Origin of the sequence: Streptomyces blattellae (assembly GCF_009709555.1) — a bacterium.
Lineage (GTDB): Bacteria > Actinomycetota > Actinomycetes > Streptomycetales > Streptomycetaceae > Streptomyces > Streptomyces blattellae.
Genome location: NZ_WJBG01000217.1, coordinates 1 through 26644, shown reverse-complemented (window position 1 = coordinate 26644; position 26644 = coordinate 1). Strand labels below are relative to the sequence as shown.

Genomic DNA, 26644 nt, shown 5'->3' with positions numbered 1-26644 from the left:
TGACGCGAGTTCGGGCGCCCGTCCGGCGACCCGCGCGCGCCACTTGGCCTCCGGCTGGAGCACTCCCGCGCGACAGGCGGCGCGGTGGCGGTGAGGGTGGGGGCATGACCGAGGAGATGACCACCACGCTGACCGACCAGGCTCCGCCGCCGGTACGGGACTGGCCCGCGCTCGACCTGGAGGGAACGGATTTCGACCCGTTCCTCGCGGACCTCATGCGCGAGGGCCCGCTGACCCGGATCCGGCTGCCGCACGGCGAGGGGTGGGCGTGGCTGGCCACCCGCTACGACGACGTGAAGATGATCACCAACGATCCGCGGTTCGGCCGCGCGGAGGTCACGAAGCGTCAGGTGACCCGAATGGCGCCGCACTTCAAGCCGCGGCCGGGGTCGCTGGCCTTCGCCGACCAGCCCGACCACAACCGGCTGCGCAAGGCCGTAGCCGGTGCGTTCACCGTGGGCGCGATGAAGCGGCTGCGGCCCCGGGCGCAGGAGATCCTCGACGGCCTGGTGGACGGAGTCGTCCAGGACGGGCCGCCCGCGGACCTCATCGAGCGGGTGCTGGAGCCCTTCCCGATCAACCTGGTCAGCGAGGTGATGGGCGTACCCGCGGCGGACCGGGAGCAGGTGCACGCCTGGACGCGGCAGATCATCTCCACGTCCGGCGGCGCCGAGGCCGCCGAGCAGGCGAAGAACGGCATGTACAGCTGGATCACGGAGACGATCCGCGGGGGTGGCCGCGGGGGCGACGGCGTGTACTCGCTGCTGGGCGCCGCCGTCGGGCGCGGCGAGATCAGCGAGACGGAGGCGGTGGGCCTCGCCGGTCCGCTGCAGATCGGCGGCGAGGCCGTCACCCACAACTGCGGCCAGATGCTGTACCTGCTGCTCACCCGGCCCGAGCTGATGGAGGGGGTGCGCAACAGGCCCGAGGTACGGGATGCCGCCCTGGACGAGCTGCTGCGCTACATCCCGCACCGCAGCTCGGTCGGCCTGGCCCGCATCGCACTGGAGGACGTCGGGCTGCGCGGGCAGCGCATCGCCGCGGGCGACGCCGTCTACGTCTCCTATCTGGCCGCCAACCGTGACCCGGAGGTCTTCCCGGAGCCGGACCGGATCGACCTCGACCGTGCCCCCAACCCGCACGTGGCCTTCGGCAACGGCTCGCACTACTGCACCGGCGCCGTCCTCGCCCGCCTGCAGACCGAACTGCTCATCTCCACCCTGCTGGACCGGCTGCCGGGGCTGCGGCTCGCCGTCCCCGCCGACCAGGTCGTCTGGCGCCGCAAGACGATGATCCGCGGGCCGCAGACCCTGCCGTGCGCGTGGTGAGCCACGCGACCTGCGAGCCCCGGGGGCTGCGAGCCTCCCGACGGGTGCCGTGCGGTGGCAGGCCTGTCCCGACCTTGCCTGCGCCTGGAGAGCGCGGCAGAGCGACGCCCGCCCACGCCCGATGAGCGCCCGACGCGACGACGCCCACGCCCCGTGAGAACACGGCAAAACAACGACCGCGCCCACACCGGTAAAACGCGCGGCGGAACGACGGCCACGCCCACGCCCAATGACCACGCCGCAGAACGACGGCCACGCCCACGCCCAATGACCACGCCGCAGAACGACGGCCACGCCCACGCCCGATGGCCAGGGCGCAATGACGACCACGCCTCGCAAACGCGCAGCGCAACGACGTTCGGCGGCGTCCGTGTTCGTCCCGGTCGGGCCGGTGGCCGTGCTGCGTCGCCCCGCCGCGGCTCCCGGAACGCTCCCGTCAGGCCCGCAGCCACTCCGTGACCACGAGCTGCCCGCCGGTCCGCAGCCGGAGGGCGAACGGCCCGGCCGGGGGTGCGTCGCTGGTGAAGCGGCCCAGGTCGTCGGCGGTGAGCGTGGTGGGGGAGGCCGCCGGCCGGCCGCTGAGCACCTCGATGCTCGCCGACTGCGGCGGCAGCACCTGACCCAGCAGACCCTGCCCGGTCACCTCGACGTCGACGGTCACGTCCCCCGAGCGGAAGGTCAGCATCCGCGGCGCGTCCGTGACCCCCCTGACCGGGATCGCGTCGACCAGCGAGTCGAACGTCAGCTCGGCCAGCCGGGCGTCGAGGTCGCGCAGCGCGTAGGCCTCGACGGCGCTGCGCCGCAGCTCCGCCGGGACCGGGTCGAGGATGGCGGCGGCCTGGCGGAGTTCGTCCAGCAGGCCTTCGGCCAGGTCCTCGGCCAGGTCCTCGGCCGGCCCTTCTTCGCCGCCCAAGCGCTCGTCGTCGGTCTCGTTCACAACGCTCCCTCAAGTCGGGCCCTCAGGCGTCGCAGACAACGCTGGCGCAGCGGCCCGATGCTGCCCACGGCGATACCCAGTGCGGCGGCCACCTCCTGGTAGCTGGGCGGCGGCGTGGCCATCAGCACCCGCAGCAACTGGCGGCAGCGCTCACCCAGTTCCTCGAACTCCTGCCACAGCCGCCGGACGCGCTCGGTCTGCGCCGCGGCGTCCTCCGAGTCGATGACCGACTGCTCGGGCGTACGGTCCTCGCTGGCCCGGTCCAGGAGCTGGGCATCGTCCGTGGGAGTCAGCCGCCTCAAGCTCCTGAGCACCTTCAGGGACTCGTGCCGTGCGGTGCTGGCCAGCCACGCCCCTGCCTTCTGGGGCTCCCGGATGCGTCCGAGGTGCTGGGCGAACCGGAACCACACGGTCTGGTACACCTCGTGCGCGTCGGCGTCGGAGAGCCGATGCGCGCGCACGACGGACCAGACCAGTGGGCTCAGCCCTTCCACCAGCGCCTTCCAGGCCGCCGCGTCGCCGTCGACGGCTGACTGGACGAGCACGCCGACATCTGCACGGTCCACGGCCCCACCCCTCGTGTACGGCAAGTCATCGTACGCCGCGGAAGGGGCGGTTCCGGTCCTCATGCGCCGACGGAGCGCTGCACGACCGGCACCGCACGCCAGGTCGGCGGCCGCAGCGCCGGTACATGCGCTCCGCGCACCTCCGCGAATCCGGTGTTCGCCGCGAGCAGTTGCCGCCGGGCCGCGCGCGGGTCGGTCTCCTTGTGCGCCGTCATGTGGGAGGCGACCAGGCCGGCGACGACAGGGGTGGCGAACGAGGTGCCGCTCCAGTGCGCCAACCCCTCGAACATCACCCGGTTGGGTTCGGCCTTGCCGGTGCCGTCGCTCAACATCCCCGCGTGACGGGGGTGTTCGCAGGTACAGGCGTAGGTGAAGCCGTACCGGCAGGCGTCGTACGTGGAGTGCTGGTAGACGTACGGGACGGGTGTGTCGAAGCCGGTGAGGGAGCTGGTGAGGCGCTCGCCGGGAGCGTAGACCTTCACCCAGGGGCCGTGGTTGCTGAAGCAGGCGCCGAACTCGCCGTCGCTGCGCAGCGCTCCGACCGACAGCACGACGTCCCGGTACTCGGGCAGGTCGGCGTAGGCGGCGGGCCAGAAGGGCGTGGCGCTGGCGTTGTTGCCGGCCGCGGCGACGAGCAGGGTGCGCTGGGTGCGCAGTTCCCGCATGAAGGCGTCCAGGCCGAGGAGGCCGTCGGTACGGCCGTTGGAGGTGCCGGCGGACAGGCTGATGACGTCGGGCCAGCCGTCCCGGTCGACGGCCTCGAAGAGCTTCTCGCCGAACTCGGACTCAAGGACGGCGCCCGCGTCGTTGAGGGTGTTGCGGACGGTGACGTCCGTGTTGGGGGCGACGGCGGCGACGAGTCCGGCGATGAACGTGCCGTGGCCGACGTACTGCTGGAGCACCCCGTCGTCGTCGGTCTCCTTGATCTGGCCGTCGCCCTGGGTGTGGGCGAGCAGCGGATAGGACCGGTAGTCGCGCATGAGTCCGGTGTCGATCACGAGGACTCGCACGGCGGTGTCCGCGTCGTGGTCCGCCTCGGCGGCGGCCGGGTTGGGCGGCTGGGTGTGCCGGGCGGGCACGGGCTCGTCGCCGGGGCAGGCGTTGACGGCGATGGACACCACGTGGTTGCGGCTGACCAGCCGGTGTCCGGCACGCCCCTCCGCCTCCCGCACCGCACGCAGGGCGCCCGCGACGGCACGGTCCCCGCCGCGGTCCCCCTGGCCGGGGTCGCCGACCCGGATGCGGGTGATGCCCGACCGGTTGGTCTCCGGGCCCGCCCGGCGTACCTGGTCCGAAGTGAGGCCGGTGGACTCGGTGAAGTGGGTGCGCACGGCCTCCTCGACGACCCGGGCCTCCGCACCGTCGCGGGCGAGGACGACGCCCTTCTCGTAGAAGAACTCGGCGGAGTCGTCCGGCCCCATCGCCAGCGGCACGTCGGGCATGGAGCGCTGGATCTGGTCGAACTGCTCATGGAATCGCTGAGGTGCCATCGCGTGTCCCCTCCCACTGAGGCATCGGTCGTCAGTCAGAGTCAGTGAGCCGTAGGTTGATACAGCGCCAAACCGGTGTGGCGGGTATCCGCGGCCACTACCATCCTTGGAGTGACGGCGGGAAGCGACTCGGTTCTCGAACTGCTGCCGATGGTGTTCGCCTCACCGAAAGAGGCTCTGGCGCGGGCGGAACAGGTGCTCGCCGACGATCCCTCACCGCTGCACGCCAGTGTCGCCCACCATGTGATCGGCATGTGGCAGCGGGACTTCGGCGACCTGCGGATCGCCCTACGGCATCTGCGGCGTGCCCGTGACCTGGCGGCCCGTGCCGGTTCGGCCGACCGGGAGGCGGACGTCCTGGGCACCCTCGGCGTGGCGCTGGTCCACGCGGGCAGCACCCGGCAGGGCCTGGAGGCGTTCGAGCGTGGTGTCGCGCGCGGCACCGGACTCACCCGGGCGCGGGTCCTGTACCGCCGGGCCTACGTCTGGTGGGTGCTGGGCCATCACCGGGAGGCACTGGAGGACGTACGCCGGGCCATCCCCGTGCTGCGGCAGGCCGACGACGTCATCTGGACGGCGCGGGCGCTGACACTGCGGGCGACGGTGCATCTGGCGCTGGGCGCGGTGGAGCGGGCCGAGGCCGACTTCACCGCCGCCGAGGCGCTGTGGGACACCACCGGCCAGGAGCACGACAAGGCGGACGCGGTGGAGAGCCGGGGGCTGGCCGCGTTCCGGTCGGGAGACGTGCCGGCCGCGCTGCGGCTCCTGGACCAGGCCGAGGAGCGGTACGCCAAGCTCGGTACACCGACCTTCATGCTCAACATCCGGCGCTGCGAGGTCCTGATGGCGGCCGGTCTCGCCCCCGAGGCGCTCGCCGAGGCCGACACGGCGACAGGGGTGCTCGACGGCATCGGCGGCCAGTCCACGCGGAAGGCGGAGCTGCTGCTGGCCGCCGCCCGCGCGGCACGGCTCGCGGGCGATCCGCAGACCGCGATCGCCCGCGCCGATCTGGCCGTACGGCTGTTCGCGGCGCAGCGGCGCACCTGGTGGGAGACGCACGCCCGGCTGGTGCTGATCGACGCGCGGGTGGCCGCCGGGCGGTGCTCGGGCCGGCTCGTCGCGGACGCCGCGGCGGTGGCGGACCGGCTGGCCGCGTTCGGCGCCCCGGCGGCGCCCGAGGCGTCGCTGCTCGCGGGCCGGATCGCCCTCGCGCTGGGCTGGCGGACCGACGCGGAACGGCACTTGACCGTGGCCGCCCGCAGCCGGCACAGCGGGCCGCCGCTGGCGCGGCTGACGGGCTGGGCGGCGCAGGCGCTCCGCGCGCAGGCCGCCGGTTCCGGCCGACGGGTGCTTCAGGCGTGCCGGCGCGGTCTCGACGTACTCGACGATCACCGGATGACGCTGGGCGCCTCGGAGTTGCGGGCCCGCGCCACGGAGCAGGGCGCCGAGCTGGCCGCGCTCGCCCAGCAGGCGAGTCTGCGCTCCGGCGGGCCGCGGCAGCTGCTGGTGTGGAGCGAGCGCTGGCGGGCCACCGTGCTGTCGGCGCCGCCCACCCGGCCGCCCGCCGATCCGGCGCTGCAACGCGGCCTCACCGCCTACCGGGAGATCGCCGCGCGCGCGGAGGCCGCCCGGATGGAGGCCCGGCCCGTCCCGGCCCTGGAGCGTGAACAGCGGCGGCTGGAACGGGAGATCCGCTCCCGCACCCTGCACATCCGCGGCGACGCGCCCGGCGACGGGTCCTCCTTCGACCCGGCCCGGTTGCTTCAGCGGCTCGGCGAGGTGCGGCTGGTCGAACTCGCGGTGCTCGACGGGCGCGTCCAGGTGCTGCTGTGCGGGCAGGGGCGGGTCAGGCGGTACGAGGCCGGGCTGCTCGCGGACGCGGTCGTCGAGGCCGAGCACGTACAGGCCGGGCTGCGGCGGCTGGCGCACCCGGGGGCGGAGAGCCGGCTGCCGGTGGTGGAGGCGGCGGGGCGGCGGCTGGAGGAACTGCTGCTCGGCCCGGCCGCGGCGCAGCTCGGGTGCGGTCCGGTCGTGGTGGTGCCGCCGGGCCGGCTGCACCGGGTGCCGTGGGCGCTGCTGCCGTCGCTGCGGGAGCGGGTGCTGAGCGTGTCGCCGTCGGCGAGCAGCTGGCTGCGGGCGCGGGAGACCGGGCCGCCGCCGGCCGGCCGTCATGTCCTGGTGCGCGGGCCGGGGCTCGCCACCGGCGGTGCGGAGGTGCCGGAACTGGCCGACCGGTACGGCAAGTCGACGGTTCTGGAGCACGACCACGCGCGCGTGCCGCGGGTACTGGAGGAACTGGACGGCGCGGCGCTGGCCCATATCGCCGCGCACGGCACGTTCCGCGCGGACAGTCCGCTGTTCTCCTCGCTGCGGATGGCCGACGGGCCGCTCATCGTGCACGACTTCGAGCGGCTGGACCGCAGCCCGTACCGGATCATCCTCTCCAGCTGCGACACCGCCCGGTTCGCCTCCGTCGGCGCCGACGAACTCCTCGGTCTCGTCACGGCGCTGCTGCCGCTGGGCACGGCGGGCGTCGTGGCGAGCAGCGCGCCCGTCAACGACGCGGCGGTGGTGCCTTTGATGCTCGCGCTGCACAAGGGGTTGAGCGTCGGTCTGTCCCTGGCTGAGGCGCTGCGGGACGCTCGGGGGGCGCTGCCGGGAGACGCGGTGCATCAGGCTACGGGGTGGGCGTTCTCGGCGTTCGGAGCGGCTTAGCTCCGCTGGTTGGCTGCTCTTCGGGTACGGGTCGGTGGGGGCTGGTCGCGCCCACGCGGCGGAGCCGCATGTCGATACAGCCCCGCGCCCCTGCCGGGCGCCTTGGCTCACGCCGGTTGTGTGTTCGGGGGTTCCACCAGCCACGGCAAAGACGCTCGGTCGCTTGCGCCGAGTCTGGTGTAGGCGCTGTAGAGGTGGTTGCCGACGGTGCGGATGGAGAGGGTGAGGTGGTCGGCGATCTGGCGGTTGGTGAGGCCTGCGGCGGCGAGGGTGACGATCTGGCGTTGGCGGGCGGTGAGCTCGCCGAGGACGAGGCCGGACAGGGCCGGAGTGCGGGCGCCCTGGCAGCGGCGGGCCAGGGCGACGGCGCGGGTGCGGGAGGTGCGGGCGGCGCGCGGGTCGCGGTGGGCCCGTACGGCCTGGGCGTGCGCCTCGGCCGCGAAGAGCAGGAGGCCGCGCTCCTGGAGGCGTTCGGCGGCACGGTCCAGGGCCGCTCCGTCGCCGCGGGCGAGCGCGTCCGCGTGGGCGGCGAACACGCTGCCCCTGGGCAGCAGAACGGCGGCCTTCGCGGGAGCGCCGAGGCGTACGGCGTCGTAAAGGGCCGGCACATCGTCGCCGGTGATCGACCGGACGGCGGAGCCGATGTCGCCGCGTGCCGCCGCCAGCCAGGTCGCCGCCTCACCCGACGCCGGACGTCCGGTGGGGGCGTCGTGCGTGGTCGTCACCTCGCCCGACTGTGCGGCGGCGAGGGCGAGTTCGAGGAGGCAGCAGGGGTCGTCGGGCGATTCCCGGAGGCCCTCGCGCGCCCAGGCCGCGGCCTCTCGCAGTGCGCCGCGCAGCCGCACGGCACGCGCGCGTACGGCCGCGTACTCGGCGGGGACCGGCTCCCCTTCCGCCACGAACCACTCCCCCACGGGCGCCCGCAGCGCTCGTACGTCGGCCTCGTCGATCTGCTGTGCCAGCTCGGCCGCCTCGTCCTTGAGGGCAGGGCCGCACTGGTCCGGGGTACCGGCCAGTCTCCGTGCCCGCAACCGGCCGGCCGCGGCCCGCAGCACCGGGCCGTGCAGGGGGTGGGCGAGTCGTACGGCACCCTGGTCGTCGATGTCGATCAGGCCGTCGGTCTCCAGGCGTTCGAGGACGCGCAGGTCGAGGTCGTCGGCGGTCGGCGGCAGGGGGTCGGCGAAAGCGAGGCGTTCGAGGGTCTCGCGCTCGTCCGGGTCGACGCGGTGGATGACGTGAGCGGTGCGTTCGCGCACGGCCGGGGTCAGCGGTACCGGGCCGCGCCAGGCCCGTTCGTCCGAGCCCGGGATCCCGGTGAGCAGCCCCTGTTCGCGCAGCGCGCCCGACAGGTCGCGCAGCAGCCGCAGGTCGCCGCGGCACAGTCGGTGCAGCCGGTTCACGGTGAGCGGCTCCAGTCGGCCGCCGGCGCCCGCGGCGGCCAGCCGGTCGGTCTGCTCGCGCGGCAGCGGCTCCAGGGTGAAACGCGGCAGCAGCTCACCGGTCCACAGCCGGGACACCGCGCCGGGCACCGGCACGGCGTCCGTGGCCACGACCAGCAGCCGGGTGCGGCCCTGCACCGCCAGCTGGTGGACCAGGGCGGCCGAGGCGTCGTCGAGCAGATGAGCGTCGTCCACCAGCAAGGTCCGTACGGTGGCCAGGAGTTGGACCGCCCTGTGCAGCGTGACCGTCCCGGGCAGCAGGTGCGCGAACGCGGCGAAGGGGATGTGCCGGGCCTGGGGCGTGCCGGCCGCCTTGGCGCAGTCGGTGCCGCGGACCGCCTCCGTGACCAGCCGGGTCTTGCCGCAGCCCGCGGGCCCCGTCACGACGATGCCGGACCGGCCGGCGCCCAAGGAGCGGCGGATCAGTTCCAGTTCGTTCTCCCGGCCGGTGAAGGGCCAGGGCAGCTCCAGGGTCTTCGCGTCCCGTTCGTAAGTCATCACGTCAGCAAGAGCACGGTTACTCACATCTGATACACGGGGACTTGAGTAGCCCCCGACTCAGGCGCCCGGGACCGGTCGGCGGCAACCTGATCGCATGACCGCACGCTACTGCTCCCTCGCGCAGGCGTCGGCCCCTGCTTTCGCGCCGGGGCTGACCGCCGAGCGGCTCAGTGCGCTCATCAGCGGTCGCCGGATGTGGGTCAACGGCACGGTGCTGCACTACTACTTCTTCGACGGGGACGGCGACGGATCCGTCATCGCCGTACCGGGAACCGGTCAGACCCGCCGGGTGTCGTGGGTCGGTCCCAAGGAGCAGCGGGACGTCGTGCGGGAGTGCTTCCAGGAGTGGCGGGACCTGGGCATCGGTCTGCGCTTCGTGGAGGTGGGCGAGCGCTCGGAGGCCGAGCTGCGCATCGGGTTCCAGCTCGGTGACGGCTCCTGGTCGACCGTCGGCAAGGACGCGCTGCGGGTCGGCCGTGGTGAGCGGACCATGAACTTCGGCTGGGACCTGACCGCGCCCGGGGAGCGCGGGACGGCCCTGCACGAGATCGGGCACGCGCTCGGCATGCTGCACGAGCACCAGAACCCGTTCGCCGGCATCCACTGGGACGACGAGGCCGTGTACGCCGATCTGGCGGGCCCGCCGAACTTCTGGAGCCGCGACAAGACGTTCTTCAACATCCTGCGCAAACTGGACCCGGACGAGGTCAACGGCTCCGTCTGGGATCCGCAGTCGATCATGGAGTATCCCTTCTCGGACGGGCTGATCCTGGAGCCGGAGCAGTACCGCGCGGGACTGAATCCGCCCGGCACCCTCTCCCCCGCCGACAAGGAGTTCGTGCTGCGCTGGTACCCGCCGGCGGAGGTGTCGCGGCCACCCGCGCTGCGGCCTTTCCGCTCGGCGCCGCTCCGCCTCGCCCCCGGCGAGCAGGCCGACTTCACCGTCGAGCCGCCGGAGACCCGCGAGTACAGCGTGGGCACCTTCGGCGACAGCGACACCGTCGTCGTGGTCTTCGAGGAACGGGACAGGGAGCCCCGCTACCTCTCCGGCCGGGACGACGGCGGCACACCGCACAACGCAGCCGTCAAGGTCAGGCTCGTCAAGGGCCGCCGCTACTTCGTCCGTGTGCGCCTCCACTCGACGTGGGGATCGGGGGATACGGCGGTCATGTGCTGGTGACGGCACATGACCGCCCCGCACGGACGGTCGGACCACTGTCCGGCACCGGGGGAGCGGTGGCGGGACGCCACCTTCGGGGGAGGGTGACGTCCCGCCACCACGCCACTGTCAGTGGCAACGGCTAGCTTCGGGGTATGAGTTCACACGTGATCACCGGCTACGTCATCGGCGAGAGCCTCCGTCCGGGTGCGCGGTTCCAGCCGCGGGGCCTGCGCCTGCGTGGGATCCGCCGGATGGATGTCTCGGCGAGCGCGACAGACGGACAGCCGAATCTGTGGACGTTCGTCGAGTGGGAAGCGGACGCCGACGACAGCACGGCCGTCGCGGACGCCCTCGCTTCCGCGCTCGAACCGGAGAACGGCTGGTACACGGACTTCACCGCGGGCGACGAGCGTGTCGTCGTCTTCGCGGGCAAGGTCTTCCGCTACCCACGCGGCGACGAGGCCGGCCGTGCGGCAGTGATCGCGTACGGGCGGTCGGTGGGGACGCCGGAGCATCAGCTCGACTGGGCGGATTGAGCGTGGAGGCCAGAAGCGCTCCGTCAAGGGAACCGCCCGCATGGAGGACACCGACTGCGGTGATCCTGGTCGCGCCGGCGTTCGCAGTCGCTCCAAGGGGTCGGCAGCTCCAGCGCGACCCAGGAGAGCCGACCGACCGCGAGCGGGTGTCGGGGACCCTCCCGAGGCCGGTTCCGTGGAACGCGCGGGTCAACTTTCACGCACGCGTACGGGTACTGCTGCCTGGTCCTCGGTGGAGCGTGCCCGGGCGGGGCTGATGGCGGTTCGGCGGGCCGGGACCAGCAGGGCCGCCAGGGCCGCGGCCAGGCAGAGCAGGGCCAGCAGGGCGAAGCCGTGGGTGTAGCCGGATTCGTAGGGCAGGCCGGAGGGCTGGAGGTGGCCGGTGACCAGGACGCTGGTGACCGCGGCGCCGATGGACCCGCCGATGGTGCGGATGTTGGCGTTCATGCCGGTCGCGGCGCCGGTCTGGTCGGCGGGGACACTGCCCACGATCAGGTTGGCCATCGAGGCGAAGGCCAGTCCGATGCCGAGGCCGAACACGCCTGCCACGAGGGCGACTTGCCACTGCTCGTCATGCCACAGGGCGAGGAAGCCGCAGGCGAGCGCACCGAGCGCCGCACCTGCCGTGAGCAGTGTCTTGGCGCCCAGGACCGGTTCCAGGCGCCCACTCAGTACGCCGGAGAAGAACATCGCGAGCAGCATCGGCAGCATGAGCAGTCCGGCGGCGGTGACGCTGGAGCCGAAGCCGTACCCGGCGGAGCCGGGAGTCTGTACGAAGCCGGGGAGGAAGGACCAGATCGCGTACATGCCCGCGCCGAACAGCAACGCGGCGGTGTTGGTGGTCCACACGGCGGGCAGCCGCATCACCCGCAGGTCGATCAGGGGCGTGCGGGACCGGGCCTCGGCGAGCAGCCACAGCGCGAAGAGGACGACGGCCGCGGCGAACAGGCCCGTCACCCGGGCCGAGCCCCACCCCCAGACGCTCGCCTGGCTGAGCGGCAGCAGCAGGGCCACCAGCCAGGCCGACAGGAGGCCGGCGCCGAGCCAATTGACGTTTCCTGCCGCCCGGTTGGGCGACTCGGGGACATAGCGCAGGGCGATCAGCGTGGTGACGGCGACGATCGCCACGGGGATCCAGAACAGCCAGCGGTAGCCGAGCGCGGACACGATCGGTCCGGCCGCGACGATGCCGACGCCACCGCCCGCGGCGATCACCGCGGACAGGTTGCTGATGCTGCCGCTCACCTGGGAGGGGGCGAACTCGTCCCGGATGATGCCGAAGGAGAGCGGGAACAGGGCACCGCCGACGCCCTGGACCACCCGGGCGACGATCAGTACGCCGATGGTCGGCGCGAGCGCGGCGAGCAGACAGCCGACCGCCACGACGGACAGCACGGCGACGAGGGTGCGTTTCTTGCCGATCAGGTCGCCGACGCGGCCCAGGATCGGGGTGAAGATCGAGGCGGACAGCAGATATGCCGTCATCACCCAGGTCGCGGTGGCCTGCGAGGTGTCGAGCGCGTGCTGGACGGTCGGCAGGGCCGGCGCGATCAGGGACTGCAGCATGGAGAACACGCCGGCACCGCTCGCGAGGACCGCGAAGGTGAGACGGGTGGACTTGCGGGGCATGGAGAGCCTCTCCGAATCCGAACAGGGTGCGGCCGGCAGCGGCCGACCGCGGACGGTGTGAGCGGAGGAGCGTGCGGGGTCTTCGCGTCGGTGACGTCATGCGCCCACGGCGAACACGCCCCGCACTGCTAAAGTGGAGGTACCCCTCCACTGTAGCGGAGGTGAACCTCCGCTTCAACCCGTCGCCCCCGGGAGGCAGCAGTGACGGCCCAGCCCTACCCCGTCAGCGAGATCGTCGCGTCGCGCCGGCCGCACCGTAAGGACGCAGCGCGCAACTACGACGCGCTGCTGGTCGCCGCCCGCGAGGCGTTCGCCGAGCAGGGCGCGGATGCCTCCCTGGAGGACATCGCCCGGCGGGCCGGTGTCGGCATCGGCACGCTGTACCGGAACTTCCCGACCCGCCGCCATCTGTTCGAGAGCGTGTACGCGAGCGAAGTGAACGACCTGTGCCAGGTCGCCGTGGCGGTCGCCGGCCAGGGGCCGTGGGAGGCGCTGACCTCGTGGCTGCGGCGATTCGTCGACTACACCGTCACCAAGCGGGCCATCCGTGAGGCCCTCAACGACGAGTCGGAGATCTTCCTGGCCTGCCGGGAGTCGATGTACGCGGCGGGCGGCCCGCTGTTCCAGCGCGCCCAGGAGGCGGGCGAGGCACGCAAGGACATGGACTTCGACGACCTGCTGCGGATGATCGCGGGCATCACCGCGACGAACTTCCTCGACGAGTCCCAGCGCGACCGCGTGCTGACCGTCGCCCTCGACGGCGTACGCGCCCGGGACTGAGCGCGGCGTACGTCACCACCGCGCCCGTACCCGTTCCGTAAGGCCTCAGCTCGCGGTGCGCCGGATGCGGCCGGCGTACCGCTTCTCCAGCTCCAGGTTGCCCTCGAAGCCGCCCGGGACGTTCGCCGAGACGTACACCGGCGGGCGGTCGCCGGAGGAGAGGAGGAGGGAGGCGGCCTCGGCGACGGCCATCTGGACCAGCATCACGCCGGTGAGTGTGGACAGGGCGCACACGGCGCCGCCGCCGGGGAGTTCGAGGAGGGCGTCGCCGCGGGGAGCCGCGTTGTCGAGGACCACGTCGGCGATGTCGGCGAGCTTCTTGCCGCTCGGGTGGGCGGCGGGGACGGCCCGGGTGTGGGCGAGGGAGGTGACGGCGAGGAGGCGGTGGCCTTGTTCCCTGGCATGCAGGGCCATCTCGACGACGACGCTGTTGACGCCCGAGTTGGAGATGACGACGAACAGGTCCTGGGGGCGTGGGCCGGCGAGGTCGTAGATCCGCTGGGCGACTCCTGCCCGGCGCTCCAGGAGCGGGTCGTCCAGGACGCCGGGCGCGTCACCGCCGTAGAGGACGAGGTCGGCGATGCTCAGCCGGTTCGTGGGCACCAACCCCCCGGCGCGGCCCGCGAGTTCGAGGACGATGGCCTGGGAGTGACCGGTGCCGAAGGCCTGGATGACGCCGTCCGAGCGCACACACCGGGCGATCAGTTCGGCGGCGCGCGTCACCTCGTCGCGGGCGGACTCGGTGATGCGGTCGAGGACGGCCGTACTCTCGCGGGCGAAGCCCTCGGCGCTCACGGACTCGACGGACACAAGACGCTCCCCACTGATGGATCGAACCACCTCAGACAAGTGTCAGAAGTGAATCAATAAATCACACCCCGGGGCGCACGGGCAACGAGAGGCCGTGGCCGCCCATCGACGGGTCCTGCAATTCAAATCGCCCCCTCAACGGTGGCTGGTACCTTCTCCGCATGCCTGCGACCGACGTCACCGCCCTGATCCGCACCGAGCTGCCCCGGCTGGCCGGGTCGCTGCGGAAGGTCGGCGAGCTGATCCTTCAGGACCCGGCCGCCGTCACCCACTGCTCGGCCGCTGAGCTGGGGCGCCGTACCGGCACCTCCCAGGCGACGGTGACGCGGTTCTGCCGGGCCGTCGGGCTCGACTCCTACCAGCATCTGCTGATCGAACTGGCCCAGGAGCGGGGCCGCGGCGAGGTCTCCGACTGGGGCACCGCCGAGATCGGCCCCGACATCTCCCCCGACGACAGCCTGGAACGGGTCGTGCAGGTCGTCGGCACCGCGGATCTGCGCGCGGTGCAGCAGACCATCGACCGGATGGATCTCGACGCCGTCGAGCGCGCGGCCCGCGCCACGGCCCGCGCCCGGCGTATCGACGTCTACGGAGTGGGCGGCAGCGGCGCGGTGGCCCAGGAGACCGAGACCCGGCTGTTCCGCATCGGCTGTGCGGTGCGCGGCTGGACCGAGGTGCACGCGGCGGCCACCTCCGCCGCGCTGCTCACCCCGGCGGACGTCGCCATCGGCATCTCGCACTCCGGCGCCACCCGCGAGACCATCGAGCCCTTCGAACTGGCGAAGCAGCGGGGCGCCACCACCGTGGCGATCACCTCAGATCCGCGCTCGCCGCTGGCCAAGGCCGCCGGCATCCGGCTCATCTCCGCCGCCTCGGAAACCAGCTTCCGCACCGGCAGCATCGGCGGCCGGCACTCCGTACTCGTCCTCATCGACTGCCTGTACGTCCGCGTCGCCCAGCTCTCCTACCAGCGGGCCAGCGCCTCCCTGGCGCTGACCGACCACATCACTCCGCAGCACGCGGTGAAGTCCCGGCGCACCCGCTGAGCGTCAGCTGCAGGGGTACGGCCTTCAGCGCGGCCCGCGACGACTCGGCGACGCGGATCTCGACCACACCGGTCAGTTCGGCACCGAGGGCCAGGGTGACCGTACGCCGCTCGCCCGGCGCGAGGCCGACCCCCTCGAACGCGCACAGTTCGAGGGTGCGCGGCCAGACGGACGTGATCAGGCGTCGCAGATAGACCTGCACGACCGTACGCCCGTACCGGTCCCCGGTGTTGGTGACATCGACCTCGACCGTGCGCCCCGACAGGCGTGGTGTGCCGTACTCGAAGGTCGTGTACGACAGCCCGTGCCCGAAGGAGTAGAGCGGCTCGGCGCTCTCGTCGACGTATCCGCCGTACTCGGTGTCCTTGTGGTTGTAGTAGACGGGGAGCTGGGCGACCGAGCGCGGAACGGAGACGGGGAGCCGGCCGCTCGGCTCCGCAAGCCCGAGCAGCACCGCGGCGATCGCGTCGCCGCCCCACGGGCCCGGATACCAGGCGGTGAGCAGGGCCGCCGCGCGTCCGGCCTCGGGTACGGCGTGCGGGCGCCCCTGGATCAGCACGACCACCGTGGGTGTGCCGGTCGCGACGACGGCGTCCAGCAGGGCGTGCTGGGCCGCGCCGAGCCGTAGTCCGGCGAGGTCGGCGCCCTCGCCGCACGTCATCTCGGAGACGGCCGTCACGGCGGCGCCGTTGGCGGCGAACCCGGTGTCGGGGGTGCGGGCGCTGCTGCCGCCCAGCACCAGCACCGCCAGGTCGGATGCGGCCGCCGTGGCGACCGCCTCGGGGATGCCGGACCGGTCGTCGCCGGTCAGGGCGCAGCCGCGGGCGTGGCGCAGGCCGACGCCGGCGGGGGCGAGCCGGCGCAGGCCGTCGAGCACGCTCGTTCCCGTTCCGGGGCGCTGCGGGGCGGTGTAGTCGCCGAGTTGGTGGGCGCTGGTGGCGGCGTGCGGGCCCAGGACGGCGATACGGGAGACCGTGGGGCGTACGGGCAGTACGCCGGCGTCGTTGTGGAGGAGGGTGACGGCGGACCGGGCGAGGGCGGTGCTCAGCTCGCGACCGTCCGGCGGCGCCGACTTGCCTGATCCGTAGGGCTGTTCTCCGTAGGGCTGTTCGAAGAGGCCGAGCCGGAACTTCAGGCGCAGAACGCGCGCCACGGCGGCGTCCAGGGCCGCCAGGCTCACCAGCCCCCGTCCGACCGCCTCCTCCAGGTGCGTGAAGCCGTCGTCCCACAGGCTCAGATCGACCCCGGCGTTGAGGGCGAGGGCTCCCGCGGAGACCGTGTCGCCGGTGATCCGGGCCAGCCGGTCGACGGCCAGCCCGTCCGCCATGACCAGGCCCTCGAAACCCCAGCGCTCGCGCAGGAGGTCATGGAGCAGGGCGCGGTTGCCGGCGCAGGGCAGGCCGTCGACCTCGTTGTACGCGGCCATGACGGCGGCGGCTTGGGCGCGGACTCCGGCACGGGCGGCGGGGAGATGGATCTCGTGGAGTTCACGCGGCCCGAGTTCGGACTCGGCCGAGTTGCGTCCGCCGACGGTCGCGCCCTGTCCGGCGAAGTGCTTGAGGACGACGGGGGCCTTGTCGGCGGCGAAGAGTTCTCCCTGGCCCTGCATACCGCGGACGAGTGCTTCGGTGAGGCGGGCGGCCAGATACGGATCCTCGCCGAAGCACTCCTCGGTGCGGCCCCAGCGCGGGTCACGGGCGATGTCCAGCGCGGAGACGAGCGCGACATGGCCGCCGCGGGCGCGCAGTCCGGCGGCGGCATGGGCGGCGGCGCGCTCGTACAGTCCGGGGTCCCAGGTGGCGCCGACGGCCAGGTTGACGGGGAAGACCGTGCCGTCCAGGGCCATGTGGCCGTGCGGCACCTCCTCGACGAAGAGTGCGGGGATACCGAGGCGGCTGGACTGCACTATGTGACATTGCACCAGATCGGCGAGTGCCGCGCTGTCGGCCGCACCGGCACCGGACGTGAGGTCGACGCCGGACCAGGCGTCGGCGCGCAGCAACCCGTAGAGGGCGCCGAGTCCGGCGAAGCGCTCGGTCTCGGCGTGCAGGGCGTCGGTGAGTTCGAAGCGGCCGTCGGGGGTGCGGCGGTAGGCGTCCCAGCCGTACATGCGCTGGTTGAGCTGACCGGCCTTCTCCCGCAGGGTCATGCGGGCGAGCAGATCACCGACCCGGGCCTCGACGGGGGCGGCCGGGTCCCGGTATGTCAGCACCGTCCCAGCTCCAGCCGGGCCAGGGCGACGGCTCCGAGACACCCGTCGGCCACCCAGTCGATCGTGAACTCGGGCAGCCGGTCGGCCAGGGGGGTCAGCAGCGGGTCGATCAGCCCTCCGGTGGCCACGATCCGCTCCCCCAGCTGCGGGTCCAGCGCGCAGAGGGTGTCGGCCAGCCGGACGGCCGCTTCCTGGAGGATCGCCTCAGCGACGGCGTCCTTGTCGCCGGCGGCCTCCACCACCAGGGGTGCGAACCGCGCGAGCTGGACCGGCGGACGGGCCATCACGGCGGGCAGCACATGCATGCGGTAGACCTCGCGCCGCTCGCGGGTCCACTCCTCGTCGCCGTACGGCAGCACCTCGGCCGGGAGGCCCAGCTCGCACCCGACCGCGGCTGCCAGCAGGGTCGGCCCGCCGCGCCCGTCGGCCATGCGCAGGGCCGCCCGGACCGCGCTGCGGCCGATCCAGAAGCCGCTGCCGTCGTCGCCGAGCAGCCAGCCGTCACCGCCCGCGGTCGCGGTGCAGCGGCGTCCGGTGATCCGGGCCGCTACCGCACCGGTGCCGGCGACCAGGGCGAGGCCGTCGGTGGGGAAGCCCGGCGCGGAGGCGAACGCCGCCTCGATGTCGCTGTAGATCTCGACCGACACCGCGGCGATGCCCAGCCGCCACAGCGCGGCGGAGAGCGCGTCCTGCGCCCTGAGTCGCCCGGGCTCGTCGGCGGCGGTCCGCGAGGCGCCCGCGAAGCCGCCCACGACGGCTCCGACCCGGGCGCGCAGCACCTCCGGCACGGCCTGAGCGAGGGCCTCGACCAGATGGCCGGTCAGTTCCGGCACCGGTACGGTCAGGGCGTTGCCCGGTCCGCCGGTACCCTCGCCCCGCGGGACACCGTCGCAGGCGGGCGCCAGGACGGCACGTGTCCGGGTGCCGCCCGCGTCCAGGCCCACCACGAGGTCCCGGTTCAAAATATTGTCCATCGGCGACCATGGTGGTTGATACATTCGCCGGAGACAAGCCCCGACGCCGGAGGAGCCGGGAGCGCCCCCACGCTCCGCCTCGGTGTCAGAGGCCAAACCATCCAAACAGGCCGAACAGGCCGAACAGGCCAGAGAGAGGCTCATGGTGGACGCACTCGGTGTCGCCGTCGTCGGATTCGGCTGGATGGGCCGGGTGCACACCCAGGCGTACGCCCGAGTCCTGCACCACTACCCGGCGCTGGGCCTGCGTCCCGAACTGGTGACCGTCGCCGAGGAGGTGCCGGGCCGGGCCGAGGAGGCCGCCGCGCAGTTCGGGTTCGCCTCGACCACCCGCGACTGGCGCGAGGTGGCCGCGGACCCCCGCGTCCAGGCGGTCAGCATCACCGCGCCGAACTTCCTGCACCGCGAGATCGGCGTCGCGATGGCCGAGGCCGGCAAGCACATCTGGATCGAGAAGCCGGTCGGCCTCACCGCCGCCGACGCCCGGTCGGTCGCCGACGCCGTGGCCGAGGCGGGCGTGCGCAGCGCGGTCGGCTTCAACTACCGCAACGCGCCTGCCGTCGCCACCGCCCGCGAGCTGATCGCCACCGGCGGCATCGGCACGGTCACGCATGTCCGCATCCGGCTCTTCAGCGACTACGCGGCGCATCCCGAGGGGGCGCTGACCTGGCGGTACGAGCGGGAACGCGGCGGCAGCGGAGTGCTGGGCGACCTCGCCTCGCACGGCGCCGACCTGGCCCGCTTCCTGCTGGGTGACATCGCGTCCGTCACCGCCGACACGGCGATCTTCGTCCCCGAGCGGGCCCGCCCCCTCGGCGCCACCGCCGGGCACACCCGCGCGACGGGCGGCGCACTCGGCCCGGTCGAGAACGAGGACTATGTGAGCTGCCTGCTGCGCTTCGCCTCCGGCGCCCGCGGCGTCCTGGAGGCCAGCCGGGTCGCGGTCGGCGAGCAGAACAACTACGGCTTCGAGGTGCACGGCACCGAGGGGGCCGTCTTCTGGGACTTCCGCCGCATGAACGAACTGGGCGTCAGCCGCGGCACCACGTACCAGGACCAGCCCGTCAGCACGGTCTACGCCGGCCCCGGCGACGGCGAGTACGCCGCCTTCCAGCCGGGCGCCGCCAACAGCATGGGCTACGACGACCTCAAGGTCATCGAGGCCCACCGCTTCCTGCGCTCGATCGCCGAGGGCAGGTCGTACGGGGCGACGCTCGCGGACGCCGTGCACAGTGCGGCCGTACTCGACGCGATGGCGCGGTCCGCCGAGAGCGGTGCCTGGGTCACGCCGTAGGCATGTTGTACGGGGTCACGACCTGGATCGCGGACGGCAGGGTGGGCCCCGCTGGCGGCAGCGCTCCATGGGCCCGCATCACGATGTGGCAGGCCTCGCGCATGTCCTGGCGCAGGTCGTGGTGGAGGACGGCGGACAGCCGGTGCTCGCGCAGCAGCCGGGTGTTGTCGTGGTCGAGGTCGTGCGCGACGAACACCACGCACTCCCGGCCCAGGTCCTCGAAGGCACGCAGGGTGGCGATGTTGCCGCCGCCGATCGAGTAGACCGCGCGGATGTCCGGGTCGCGTTCCAGGGCGGCGCGGACGAGGTCGTACTGCGTGGCGTCGAGCCCCTGTCCCTCGGCGATCTCGACGAGGGCGCGGTCCGGGTGCCGGGCGCGCATGGCACTGCGGAAGCCCATCTCGCGCTCCTCCTCGTTGCGGAAGAACCCGCTGCTGAGGCTGGTGAGCACGTTGCCGGGGCGGCCTGAGAGCCACTGGCCCATGAGGTACGCGGCGGTCGCCCCGGCGGCCCGGTTGTCTATGCCGACGTAGGCGAGGCGGGGCGTGGCGGGCAGGTCCGTCACCAGGGTCACCACCGGGATGCCCGCCTCCGCGATCCTGGTGGCGGCGGCGGTGACCTCGGGGACGTCGGGCGCCTTGAGGATCACGCCCTGCGAGCCGCGCCGGGCGATCCGGTCCAGCGTCGCGGTCAGCTCCCGCACCGGGCCGGTCTCCCGGAAATGGAACCGGGAGCGCACCACGGCCGGGTGCAGGGACGGCAGCTCGGCCTCCAGGGCGGCGCGTACCGCGGTGGAGAACCGCTCCGGTGTCTGCATCACGATGTCGATCATGAAGGTGCGGCCGACCAGCCGGACCTGGGTGCGCTGCCGGTCGAGATCGGCGATGGCCTGCCGGACCTCGCGCGCGGTGCTCTCGCGCACCCCTCCCCGTCCGTTGAGAACGCGGTCGACGGTGGCCTCGCTCAGGCCTGCCTGACGGGCGATCTCCCGGATCGGGAAGGGGTGACCCATGCGGACGGCTCCTCCGGTGGTCCTGAGGGGTTTTTGATGGCTGCCTGCTGGTTGTTCGAAGGGTTTGTACTGACAAGAATGACAGCGCCGAGTCGCCGCTGTCACCGAAGGGACGACGATGCCCTCCGTGCCCTCCGCCTCCTGGCTCGCCGAGCAGGACTGCGACCTCGACGCCTTCCGCACGCTGGTCGAGCGGACGACCGACGCCGCCGACTACCCGCATGCCGCCTCCGTGGAGCGGAACGTCCTGGTGTACGACAGCGACCGGATGCTCGGCGCGAGCCGCCGGGACCTCCAGGCCGAGCTGGTGCGCGCGCTGACCGACGGACCCGGCATCGTCGTCTGCCGGCGGGCCTTCGCGGACCTGGACGCCGTCGACCGGCTGACCGCCGTCTTCGACGCCCTGATCGCCGAGCAGCGCGCCTCGGGCGCGGGCGCCGGCGACCACTTCGCGAAGCCCGGCGCCAACGACCGGCTGTGGAACGCGCTGGAGAAGGCGGCCCTGTACGACCCCGAGGCGTTCGCCGGCTACTACGCCAACGACGTCCTGGCGCTCGTCTCGCGGGCCTGGCTCGGCCCCGGCTACCAGGTCACCTCACAGGTCAACGTGGTCAATCCGGGCGGCGCGGCGCAGACCGCACACCGGGACTACCACCTCGGGTTCCTCTCCGGCGAGACGGCGGCCGGCTACCCGGCGCACGTCCACCGCCTCTCCCCCGTGCTCACCCTCCAGGGCGCGGTCGCGCACTGCGACATGCCGGTGGAGTCCGGCCCGACGATGTACCTGCCGTACTCGCAGTCGTACGAGCCCGGCTATCTGGCGTGGCGACTGCCCGAGTTCCAGGACTGCTTCGAGGACCGGCACGTCCAGCTCCCGCTCGCCAAGGGCGACGCCGTCTTCTTCAACCCGGCCCTGTTCCACGCCGCCGGCACCAACCGCTCGCAGGACGTGCGGCGGATGGCCAACCTCCTCCAGGTGTCCTCCGCGTTCGGGCGGGCGATGGAGACGGTGGACCGGGAGGCGATCGCGAACGCCGTCTTCCCCGTGCTGCTGGCGCGCAGGTCCGAAGGCGAGCGCTGGGTGGAGAACGTCGTCGCCGCGAGCGCCGAGGGCTACCCCTTCCCCACCGACCTCGACCGCGATCCGCCGGTGGACGGTCTGGCCCCGCCCTCGCAGGCCGACGTCGTACGGCGGGCGGTGCGTGAGACATGGACACCCGAGGCTCTCCGTGACGAGCTGCGGGCCGGCGCCGAGCGGCGCGCGAGCTGAAGGGACCAGACCAGACATGGGACTACTCGACGACAAGGTCGTCCTCGTGGCCGGCGGCAGCCAGGGTGTCGGCGCCGCCGTCGCGCGGGCCGCGGTCCGTGCGGGGGCGGTCGTGGCCGTCACCGGCCGGCGCCCGGCCCCCGGCGAGGAGCTGGTGGCTCAGCTGACGGCCGGCGGCGGCAAGGCGATGTTCATCCGGGCCGACCTGTCGGACGCCGGGCAGGCGAAGACCGTCGTCGGCGATGTCGTCGCCGCGTACGGCCGGATCGACTGCCTGGTCAACTCGGCGGGGCTGACCTCGCGGGGCACGCTGCTGGACACGACGCCCGAGCTGTTCGACCGGCACATCGCGATCAACCTCAGGGCGCCCTTCTTCACCATGCAGGCCGCGGTCGAGGACATGCTGTCGCGCAAGGCGCCCGGCACGATCGTCAACATCATCACGTCCTCGGCCCATGGCGGGCAGCCGTTCCTGGCGCCGTACGTCGCCGCCAAGGCCGGGCTCGTCGGCCTGACCCGCAACGCCGCGCACGCCCACCGCTGGGACCGGATCCGGATCAACGGCCTGAACATCGGCTGGACCGCGACCGAGGGCGAGGACGCGACCCAGAAGGCCTTCCACGGCGCGGGGGACGACTGGCGTGCGGAGGCCGCCGCCAAGCTGCCGATGGGGAAGCTGGGCCAGCCGGACGAGATCGCGGACTTCGTGGTGTTTCTGCTGTCGGAGCGGTCCGGGGTGGTCACCGGGTCCGTGATCGACTGGGACCAGAACGTACTCGGCGGACTCGACTAGACGCAGCCTCAGACCTCTCTGCAACAAATCCGCACCATCCAAGGAGCAACACCCCCATGCGTATCGGCATCCTCGGCCTCGGCCGCATCGGCGCCTTCCACGCCGAGACCCTCTCCGGACTCGACACCGTCGACTCCCTCGTCGTCACCGACCCGTTCGCGGACGCCGCCAAAGCCGCCGCGGAGCGGTTCGGCGCCGAGGTCGCGGACTCGCCCGAGGCCCTGCTGGCCGCCGGCGTGGACGGCATCGTCGTCGCGGCGGCGACGGACGCCCACCCCGCGCTGATCCTGGCCGGGGTCGAGGCCGGCGTTCCCGTCTTCTGCGAGAAGCCCGTCGCCAGGACCATGAGCGAGGGCGTCGCAGTACTGAAGGCCGTCCAGGGCAGCGACGTGCCGGTCCAGATCGGCTATAACCGCCGCTTCGACGCCGGATTCGTCGCCGCACGGGCCGCAGTGCGCGCCGGTGAGCTGGGCAGGCTGCACACCGTACGGTCGACCACGCTCGACCCGGCGCCACCGCCGGCCGCGTACATCGCCGCCTCCGGTGGCATCTTCCGGGACTGCTCGGTGCACGACTTCGACATCATCCGCTGGGTGACCGGCCGCGAGGTGACCGAGGTGTACGCCGTCGGCGGCAACCGGGGGGCCGACTACATCAAGGAGGCGGGCGACGCCGACACGACCGGCGCGATCCTGACCCTGGACGACGGCACCATCGCCGTGGTGTCCAACTCCCGCCACAACGCACGGGGTTACGACGTCCGGATGGAGCTCCACGGCTTCACGGACTCCATCGCCGTCGGCCTGGAGGACCAGCTTCCGCTGCGCTCGGTCGAGCCCGGCGTGACCTTCCCGTCCGGCACCCCGCACGACTTCTTCATGGACCGCTTCACCGCGGCCTACCGCGCCGAACTCACCGCGTTCACCGAGGTCGTGGCCGGTTCCCGGCCCTCGCCGTGCACGATCGCGGACGCGCTGGAGGCAGGCTGGATCGCGGACGCGTGCACGCTGTCGCTGCACGAGCACCGGCCGGTGACGATCGAGGAAGTGCGCACGGTCTGACGTACGGGAAAGGGGGCTCGGCGGCCGAACCGCCGAGCCCCCTTTTCTCACGGCTGGGCCGGCATGCTCCCGCAGTTGGACCTGGCCGGCTCGCCCGCCAGACGGTCCGTCAGCCACGAGATCGCCGAACCCTGGTCGGTGAGCAGGGGGGTGAAGTGGTTGATCAGCGCGTCGCCGAGGCTGGGCAGGACCACCGCCTTGTAGGTGACGTCGACGCCCTTCGCGCACCACGTGGCGGCCAGATCGCGGGCCTGCCCGTGCGGTACGAGGTTGTCCGCGGTGCCGGTGGCGAGACGGACCGGGCTGGTCGGTTTCAGCGTGCCGATGCGCTGTTCGTCGAGGAACGCCTGGACCTTGGGCTCGGAGCGGATGATGTCGGTGATGGACCGGCCGTCCTTGGTCCACTTGGTGCTGCTGGTGAAGGCGTAGCCGAAGAGCGCGTCGCCGACGCACATCGTCGACAGGTCCTTCAGCGCGGCCTGGCCCTTGTCGTTGAGGTACGCGTCGGCGATCGGCCGCAGTTCCGGGTCGGACTGCAGGAACCCGTTGAGTGACCAGCCCAGGGCCCCGGCCAGGTCGCTGCCGTCGATGGCCTCGGTGACCACGCTCAGGTCGGCCGGCGGGGCGCCCGCGTAGGTGCCCGCGAGCGTCAGCTCCGGGGCGTACGAGGGCTGCAGTTCGGCTGCCGCCGCCGAGGCCCCGCCGCCCTGGCTGTAGCCGTACAGCCCCACCTTCGATGCCGCGGTGACGGACGCTCCGGTGAGGGCACGGGCCGCGCGGACCGCGTCCAGCACCGCGTGCGCCTCGTCGACGCGGTTGACGTACGTGTGCAGCCGGTCCGTCGCGCCGAGGCCGACGTAGTCGGTGACGACGACCGCGACGCCTCTGGCGAGAAGCCGGTAGATCGCCAGATTCTCATAACCGACGGACACCGTCTGGCCGTTGAGCCGCAGGGGGTGCTCCAGGCCCATGGAGGCCGAGCACTGGTCGCCCTGCCCCATGGTGCCGGGTGCCACCGCGACCAGCGGGCGTGGACCGGGGCCCTTCCAGGCGGCGGAGGGTTCGATGTAGGCGCCGGTGACGGCCACCGGCTCACCGCCCGAGTCGGTGGACTTGTACATCAGACGGGTCGCCCTGCCCGGCAGCGGTCCGGTCAGGCCGGGCAGGCTCAGGGCGAGGTGCAGCGGCTCACTGCGGATCAAGGCGCCGTTCGCCGCCGGAAGTGAGGCCGGCGGGTGGTAGAAGGCGGGGATCGTGACACCGCGGGACACCACCTCGGTGTCCGATTCCGTCGCCGCGGCGGCCGGCAGGACCTGGGCACCGAGGCAGGCGGCGGTGGACACGGCTATCAGCACGCGGCTTCCGAGAGACATGCGTCCTCCTGGGGGGCATGCGGAGCGGCCTGCCCGGCCTCGTGGGGGGGGGGAGGCCGGGCAGGGTGGGGTCGAGGCCGCACGTCGTCCCACGGCGTCCTCGGACCGCTCCACAGCGGATTGCCGCGACCCTACTCACGCGTAAGTTACTCGCGGTATCCCTCGGACTATTACGCTTCAGTAATATGACGCTCTGTTCTCACAAGGGTCATTTCCCGTGGTCAGACACCCCATGTCGTTTGGTGTCAAGCGGTATGGGGTTGTGCGTGGTGCGACCAGGCGGTTGCTTCGTCGTAGAGGGTGCGGGTCTTGAGGCATCCGTGGAGGATGCCGACGAGCCTGTTGCCGACCTGGCGGAGGGCAGAGTTGTAGCCGGCCTCGCGGGCTCGCTGCTTGTCGTAGTACCGGCGGGCGCCGGGTGAGGCCCGCAGGGCGGAGAACGCCTGGCGCTGAAGCGCGTCGGCGAGCCGGTTGTTGCGCACGTAGCGGGCCTGGACGGTGTGGCTCTTGCCGGAGGCCCGGGTAACGGGGCTGGTTCCGGCGTAGTTCTTGCGGGCCTTGGCGGAGCTGTAACGGGTGGGATCGTCCCCGAACTCGGCGAGCACCCGGGCGCCGGTGATCTCTCCGATGCCGGGCATGGAGAGGTAGATCTCAGCGTCCGGGTGCGCGAGAAAATGCGCCTTCACCTGCTCTTCCATCGCGGCTATCTGTTCGTTGAGGGCGATCAGGAGACGAGCATGGGCGGTCGTGGTGGCCCCGTAGGCGGCGGCCACCGGCTCGGGCAGTTCCAGGTGCTTCTCGCGCAAGGCGGCCTGGATGGCCCCGGCCTTCTGGTCCCGGTTGTGGCGTCGGGCGCGGGCCAAGATGGCGGTGATCTGGATGCGGGTGAGCCTGGCCGCCGCCTGGGGGGTGGGCGCCTTGATGAGCAGTTCCAGCGCGTCGGTGCTGGTCAGCTCCAGGCTCGCGTAGGCGTTCAGGGCTGCGGGGAAGTACTCGCGCAGCGTGTTGCGCAGTCGTTGGAAGGTGCGGGTGCGTTCCCAGATCAGGGTCTGGTGGGCGCGGGCGACGACCTTGACGGCCTGGGCCTGGTCGCTGTCGCCGGCGATGGGCCGCAGCTGGTCGCGGTCGATGCGGACCATGTCGGCCAGCGCGTGGGCGTCGCCTCTGTCGCTCTTGGCGCCGGAGGTGCTGTACCGCTCCTTGAACCGGGCGACCTGCCGAGGGTTGATCGCGTAGACCCGGTAGCCGGCCGCAAGCAGGGCCTGCACCCAGGTGCCGCGGTCCGTCTCGATCCCGACGATCACGTCGCAGGGGACGAGGTCCTCACCCGCATGCTTCGCCACAAGCTCGTGGAGCTTGGTGATACCGTCCGCGCCCTCGGGCAACCTTGCGGTCGCGAGGCGGCGGCCGGTGGTGTCCTGGACTTCGACATCGTGGTGGTCCTCGGCCCAGTCGTCGCCGATCAGCAGCAACTCATCCTCCAGGTCAGGTACTTCCCGGTCATGCAGCCCGCGGAAGACACGGCACGCGGCCTAATGGATCCAGTGCTCACGCTCAGCTCGGCGGGCACGCCACCCCATCAGCGGTCATGGCCTTCCGGCCAACCAGCAGGGGCACGGTCTGACCACAGAACTCACAGTGGTTCCGGCGACATAAGTGCTCACCTGCTGGCGGCTACGGCACCGAGTCTCTCCGACCCGGCAGCTCCCATTAGGC

21 protein-coding genes are annotated in these 26644 nt (G+C 72.6%); 10 read left to right on the top strand and 11 right to left on the bottom strand.

Features of this window, described 5'->3' with window-relative positions; genetic code table 11:
- Positions 1–104 precede the first annotated feature (104 nt).
- The gene (locus tag GFH49_RS30550; RefSeq protein WP_155059297.1) at positions 105–1328 is read left to right on the top strand and encodes a cytochrome P450; all 1224 of its coding nucleotides are present in this window, start codon (positions 105–107) and stop codon (positions 1326–1328) included.
- 436 nt (positions 1329–1764) lie between these two features.
- Here the strand turns inward: GFH49_RS30550 and GFH49_RS30545 are convergent, their stop codons facing one another.
- Genes GFH49_RS30545 through GFH49_RS30535 form a run of 3 tightly spaced genes read right to left on the bottom strand, consistent with a single transcriptional unit; the run spans position 1765 to position 4321 of the window.
- Entirely contained in the window at positions 1765–2241 is a 477-nt protein-coding gene (locus GFH49_RS30545) for a hypothetical protein (protein ID WP_155059329.1), read from the bottom strand.
- A gap of 20 nt (positions 2242–2261) precedes the next feature.
- Positions 2262–2831 carry an RNA polymerase sigma factor gene (locus tag GFH49_RS30540; protein ID WP_155059296.1) on the bottom strand — a complete coding sequence of 190 codons (570 nt, stop codon included), beginning with the start codon at positions 2829–2831 and terminating at the stop codon, positions 2262–2264.
- A 59-nt stretch (positions 2832–2890) separates the two neighbouring features.
- On the bottom strand, positions 2891–4321 hold the full coding sequence (locus GFH49_RS30535; protein WP_155059295.1) for a S8/S53 family peptidase: 1431 nt from the start codon (positions 4319–4321) through the stop codon (positions 2891–2893).
- A 111-nt stretch (positions 4322–4432) separates the two neighbouring features.
- Here GFH49_RS30535 and GFH49_RS30530 point away from each other — a divergent pair, with 111 nt between their 5' ends.
- Positions 4433–7036: a CHAT domain-containing protein gene (locus GFH49_RS30530; protein ID WP_155059294.1), complete on the top strand. Its 2604-nt coding sequence runs from the start codon at positions 4433–4435 to the stop codon at positions 7034–7036.
- Between the two features lie 107 nt (positions 7037–7143).
- Here GFH49_RS30530 and GFH49_RS30525 read toward each other — a convergent pair whose 3' ends face one another.
- Positions 7144–8973: a LuxR family transcriptional regulator AbsR2 gene (locus tag GFH49_RS30525; protein ID WP_155059293.1), complete on the bottom strand. Its 1830-nt coding sequence runs from the start codon at positions 8971–8973 to the stop codon at positions 7144–7146.
- 97 nt (positions 8974–9070) lie between these two features.
- Between GFH49_RS30525 and absR1 the strand changes: the two genes are divergently transcribed.
- Both absR1 and GFH49_RS30515 read left to right on the top strand, forming a co-directional pair.
- On the top strand, positions 9071–10156 hold the full coding sequence (absR1, locus tag GFH49_RS30520) for a beta-glucuronidase AbsR1 (RefSeq protein ID WP_155059292.1): 1086 nt from the start codon (positions 9071–9073) through the stop codon (positions 10154–10156).
- Positions 10157–10290: 134 nt separating this feature from the next.
- Positions 10291–10674 carry a hypothetical protein gene (locus GFH49_RS30515; RefSeq protein ID WP_230396591.1) on the top strand — a complete coding sequence of 128 codons (384 nt, stop codon included), beginning with the start codon at positions 10291–10293 and terminating at the stop codon, positions 10672–10674.
- 189 nt (positions 10675–10863) lie between these two features.
- On the opposite strand, the gene GFH49_RS30510 is transcribed toward GFH49_RS30515, so the two are convergent.
- Positions 10864–12303 carry an MFS transporter gene (locus GFH49_RS30510; protein WP_230396590.1) on the bottom strand — a complete coding sequence of 480 codons (1440 nt, stop codon included), beginning with the start codon at positions 12301–12303 and terminating at the stop codon, positions 10864–10866.
- Between the two features lie 201 nt (positions 12304–12504).
- Here GFH49_RS30510 and GFH49_RS30505 point away from each other — a divergent pair, with 201 nt between their 5' ends.
- Positions 12505–13083, top strand: a complete 579-nt coding sequence (locus GFH49_RS30505; RefSeq protein ID WP_155059291.1) for a TetR/AcrR family transcriptional regulator — start codon at positions 12505–12507, stop codon at positions 13081–13083.
- A 45-nt stretch (positions 13084–13128) separates the two neighbouring features.
- On the opposite strand, the gene GFH49_RS30500 is transcribed toward GFH49_RS30505, so the two are convergent.
- The gene (locus GFH49_RS30500; protein ID WP_155059290.1) at positions 13129–13893 is read right to left on the bottom strand and encodes a sugar isomerase domain-containing protein; all 765 of its coding nucleotides are present in this window, start codon (positions 13891–13893) and stop codon (positions 13129–13131) included.
- Positions 13894–14054: 161 nt separating this feature from the next.
- Between GFH49_RS30500 and GFH49_RS30495 the strand changes: the two genes are divergently transcribed.
- Positions 14055–14939, top strand: a complete 885-nt coding sequence (locus tag GFH49_RS30495; RefSeq protein ID WP_155059289.1) for a MurR/RpiR family transcriptional regulator — start codon at positions 14055–14057, stop codon at positions 14937–14939.
- Here the strand turns inward: GFH49_RS30495 and GFH49_RS30490 are convergent.
- Both GFH49_RS30490 and GFH49_RS30485 read right to left on the bottom strand, forming a co-directional pair.
- Positions 14899–17088, bottom strand: coding sequence for a glycoside hydrolase family 3 N-terminal domain-containing protein (locus GFH49_RS30490; RefSeq protein ID WP_155059327.1), 2190 nt, complete (start codon positions 17086–17088; stop codon positions 14899–14901). The two genes, GFH49_RS30495 and GFH49_RS30490, sit on opposite strands and share 41 nt — an antisense overlap.
- Positions 17089–17144: 56 nt before the next feature.
- On the bottom strand, positions 17145–18125 hold the full coding sequence (locus GFH49_RS30485; protein ID WP_155059288.1) for an N-acetylglucosamine kinase: 981 nt from the start codon (positions 18123–18125) through the stop codon (positions 17145–17147).
- 142 nt (positions 18126–18267) lie between these two features.
- On the opposite strand from GFH49_RS30485, the gene GFH49_RS30480 reads away from it, so the two are divergent.
- Positions 18268–19419, top strand: a complete 1152-nt coding sequence (locus GFH49_RS30480) for a Gfo/Idh/MocA family protein (RefSeq protein WP_155059287.1) — start codon at positions 18268–18270, stop codon at positions 19417–19419.
- Here GFH49_RS30480 and GFH49_RS30475 read toward each other — a convergent pair.
- Positions 19409–20431 (bottom strand): LacI family DNA-binding transcriptional regulator, encoded by a 1023-nt coding sequence (locus tag GFH49_RS30475; protein ID WP_155059286.1) that lies wholly within the window; start codon positions 20429–20431, stop codon positions 19409–19411. The genes GFH49_RS30480 and GFH49_RS30475 overlap by 11 nt on opposite strands.
- A gap of 127 nt (positions 20432–20558) precedes the next feature.
- Here GFH49_RS30475 and GFH49_RS30470 point away from each other — a divergent pair, with 127 nt between their 5' ends.
- Genes GFH49_RS30470 through GFH49_RS30460 form a run of 3 tightly spaced genes read left to right on the top strand, consistent with a single transcriptional unit; the run spans position 20559 to position 23555 of the window.
- A complete protein-coding gene (locus GFH49_RS30470; RefSeq protein WP_230396589.1) occupies positions 20559–21701 on the top strand; it encodes a phytanoyl-CoA dioxygenase family protein in 1143 nt (380 codons plus the stop codon).
- Between the two features lie 16 nt (positions 21702–21717).
- Positions 21718–22494: an SDR family oxidoreductase gene (locus GFH49_RS30465; protein WP_155059284.1), complete on the top strand. Its 777-nt coding sequence runs from the start codon at positions 21718–21720 to the stop codon at positions 22492–22494.
- 56 nt (positions 22495–22550) lie between these two features.
- A complete protein-coding gene (locus tag GFH49_RS30460; protein WP_155059283.1) occupies positions 22551–23555 on the top strand; it encodes a Gfo/Idh/MocA family protein in 1005 nt (334 codons plus the stop codon).
- A 47-nt stretch (positions 23556–23602) separates the two neighbouring features.
- Here the strand turns inward: GFH49_RS30460 and GFH49_RS30455 are convergent, their stop codons facing one another.
- Both GFH49_RS30455 and GFH49_RS30450 read right to left on the bottom strand, forming a co-directional pair.
- Positions 23603–24928, bottom strand: a complete 1326-nt coding sequence (locus GFH49_RS30455; RefSeq protein ID WP_155059282.1) for a lipase family protein — start codon at positions 24926–24928, stop codon at positions 23603–23605.
- A gap of 245 nt (positions 24929–25173) precedes the next feature.
- Entirely contained in the window at positions 25174–26400 is a 1227-nt protein-coding gene (locus GFH49_RS30450; RefSeq protein WP_155053965.1) for an IS110 family RNA-guided transposase, read from the bottom strand.
- Positions 26401–26644 lie beyond the last annotated feature (244 nt).

Bases quoted from the DNA above. Each gene is read 5' to 3' on its own strand.
- GFH49_RS30550 (WP_155059297.1), top strand. From the start codon at position 105: ATGACCGAGGAGATGACCACCACGCTGACCGACCAGGCTCCGCCGCCG.
- GFH49_RS30535 (WP_155059295.1), bottom strand. From the start codon at position 4,321: ATGGCACCTCAGCGATTCCATGAGCAGTTCGACCAGATCCAGCGCTCC.
- GFH49_RS30525 (WP_155059293.1), bottom strand. From the start codon at position 8,973: ATGACTTACGAACGGGACGCGAAGACCCTGGAGCTGCCCTGGCCCTTC.
- absR1 (WP_155059292.1), top strand. From the start codon at position 9,071: ATGACCGCACGCTACTGCTCCCTCGCGCAGGCGTCGGCCCCTGCTTTC.
- GFH49_RS30515 (WP_230396591.1), top strand. From the start codon at position 10,291: ATGAGTTCACACGTGATCACCGGCTACGTCATCGGCGAGAGCCTCCGT.
- GFH49_RS30510 (WP_230396590.1), bottom strand. From the start codon at position 12,303: ATGCCCCGCAAGTCCACCCGTCTCACCTTCGCGGTCCTCGCGAGCGGT.
- GFH49_RS30495 (WP_155059289.1), top strand. From the start codon at position 14,055: ATGCCTGCGACCGACGTCACCGCCCTGATCCGCACCGAGCTGCCCCGG.
- GFH49_RS30490 (WP_155059327.1), bottom strand. From the start codon at position 17,088: ATGACCCTGCGGGAGAAGGCCGGTCAGCTCAACCAGCGCATGTACGGC.
- GFH49_RS30485 (WP_155059288.1), bottom strand. From the start codon at position 18,125: ATGGACAATATTTTGAACCGGGACCTCGTGGTGGGCCTGGACGCGGGC.
- GFH49_RS30480 (WP_155059287.1), top strand. From the start codon at position 18,268: ATGGTGGACGCACTCGGTGTCGCCGTCGTCGGATTCGGCTGGATGGGC.
- GFH49_RS30475 (WP_155059286.1), bottom strand. From the start codon at position 20,431: ATGGGTCACCCCTTCCCGATCCGGGAGATCGCCCGTCAGGCAGGCCTG.
- GFH49_RS30465 (WP_155059284.1), top strand. From the start codon at position 21,718: ATGGGACTACTCGACGACAAGGTCGTCCTCGTGGCCGGCGGCAGCCAG.
- GFH49_RS30460 (WP_155059283.1), top strand. From the start codon at position 22,551: ATGCGTATCGGCATCCTCGGCCTCGGCCGCATCGGCGCCTTCCACGCC.
- GFH49_RS30455 (WP_155059282.1), bottom strand. From the start codon at position 24,928: ATGTCTCTCGGAAGCCGCGTGCTGATAGCCGTGTCCACCGCCGCCTGC.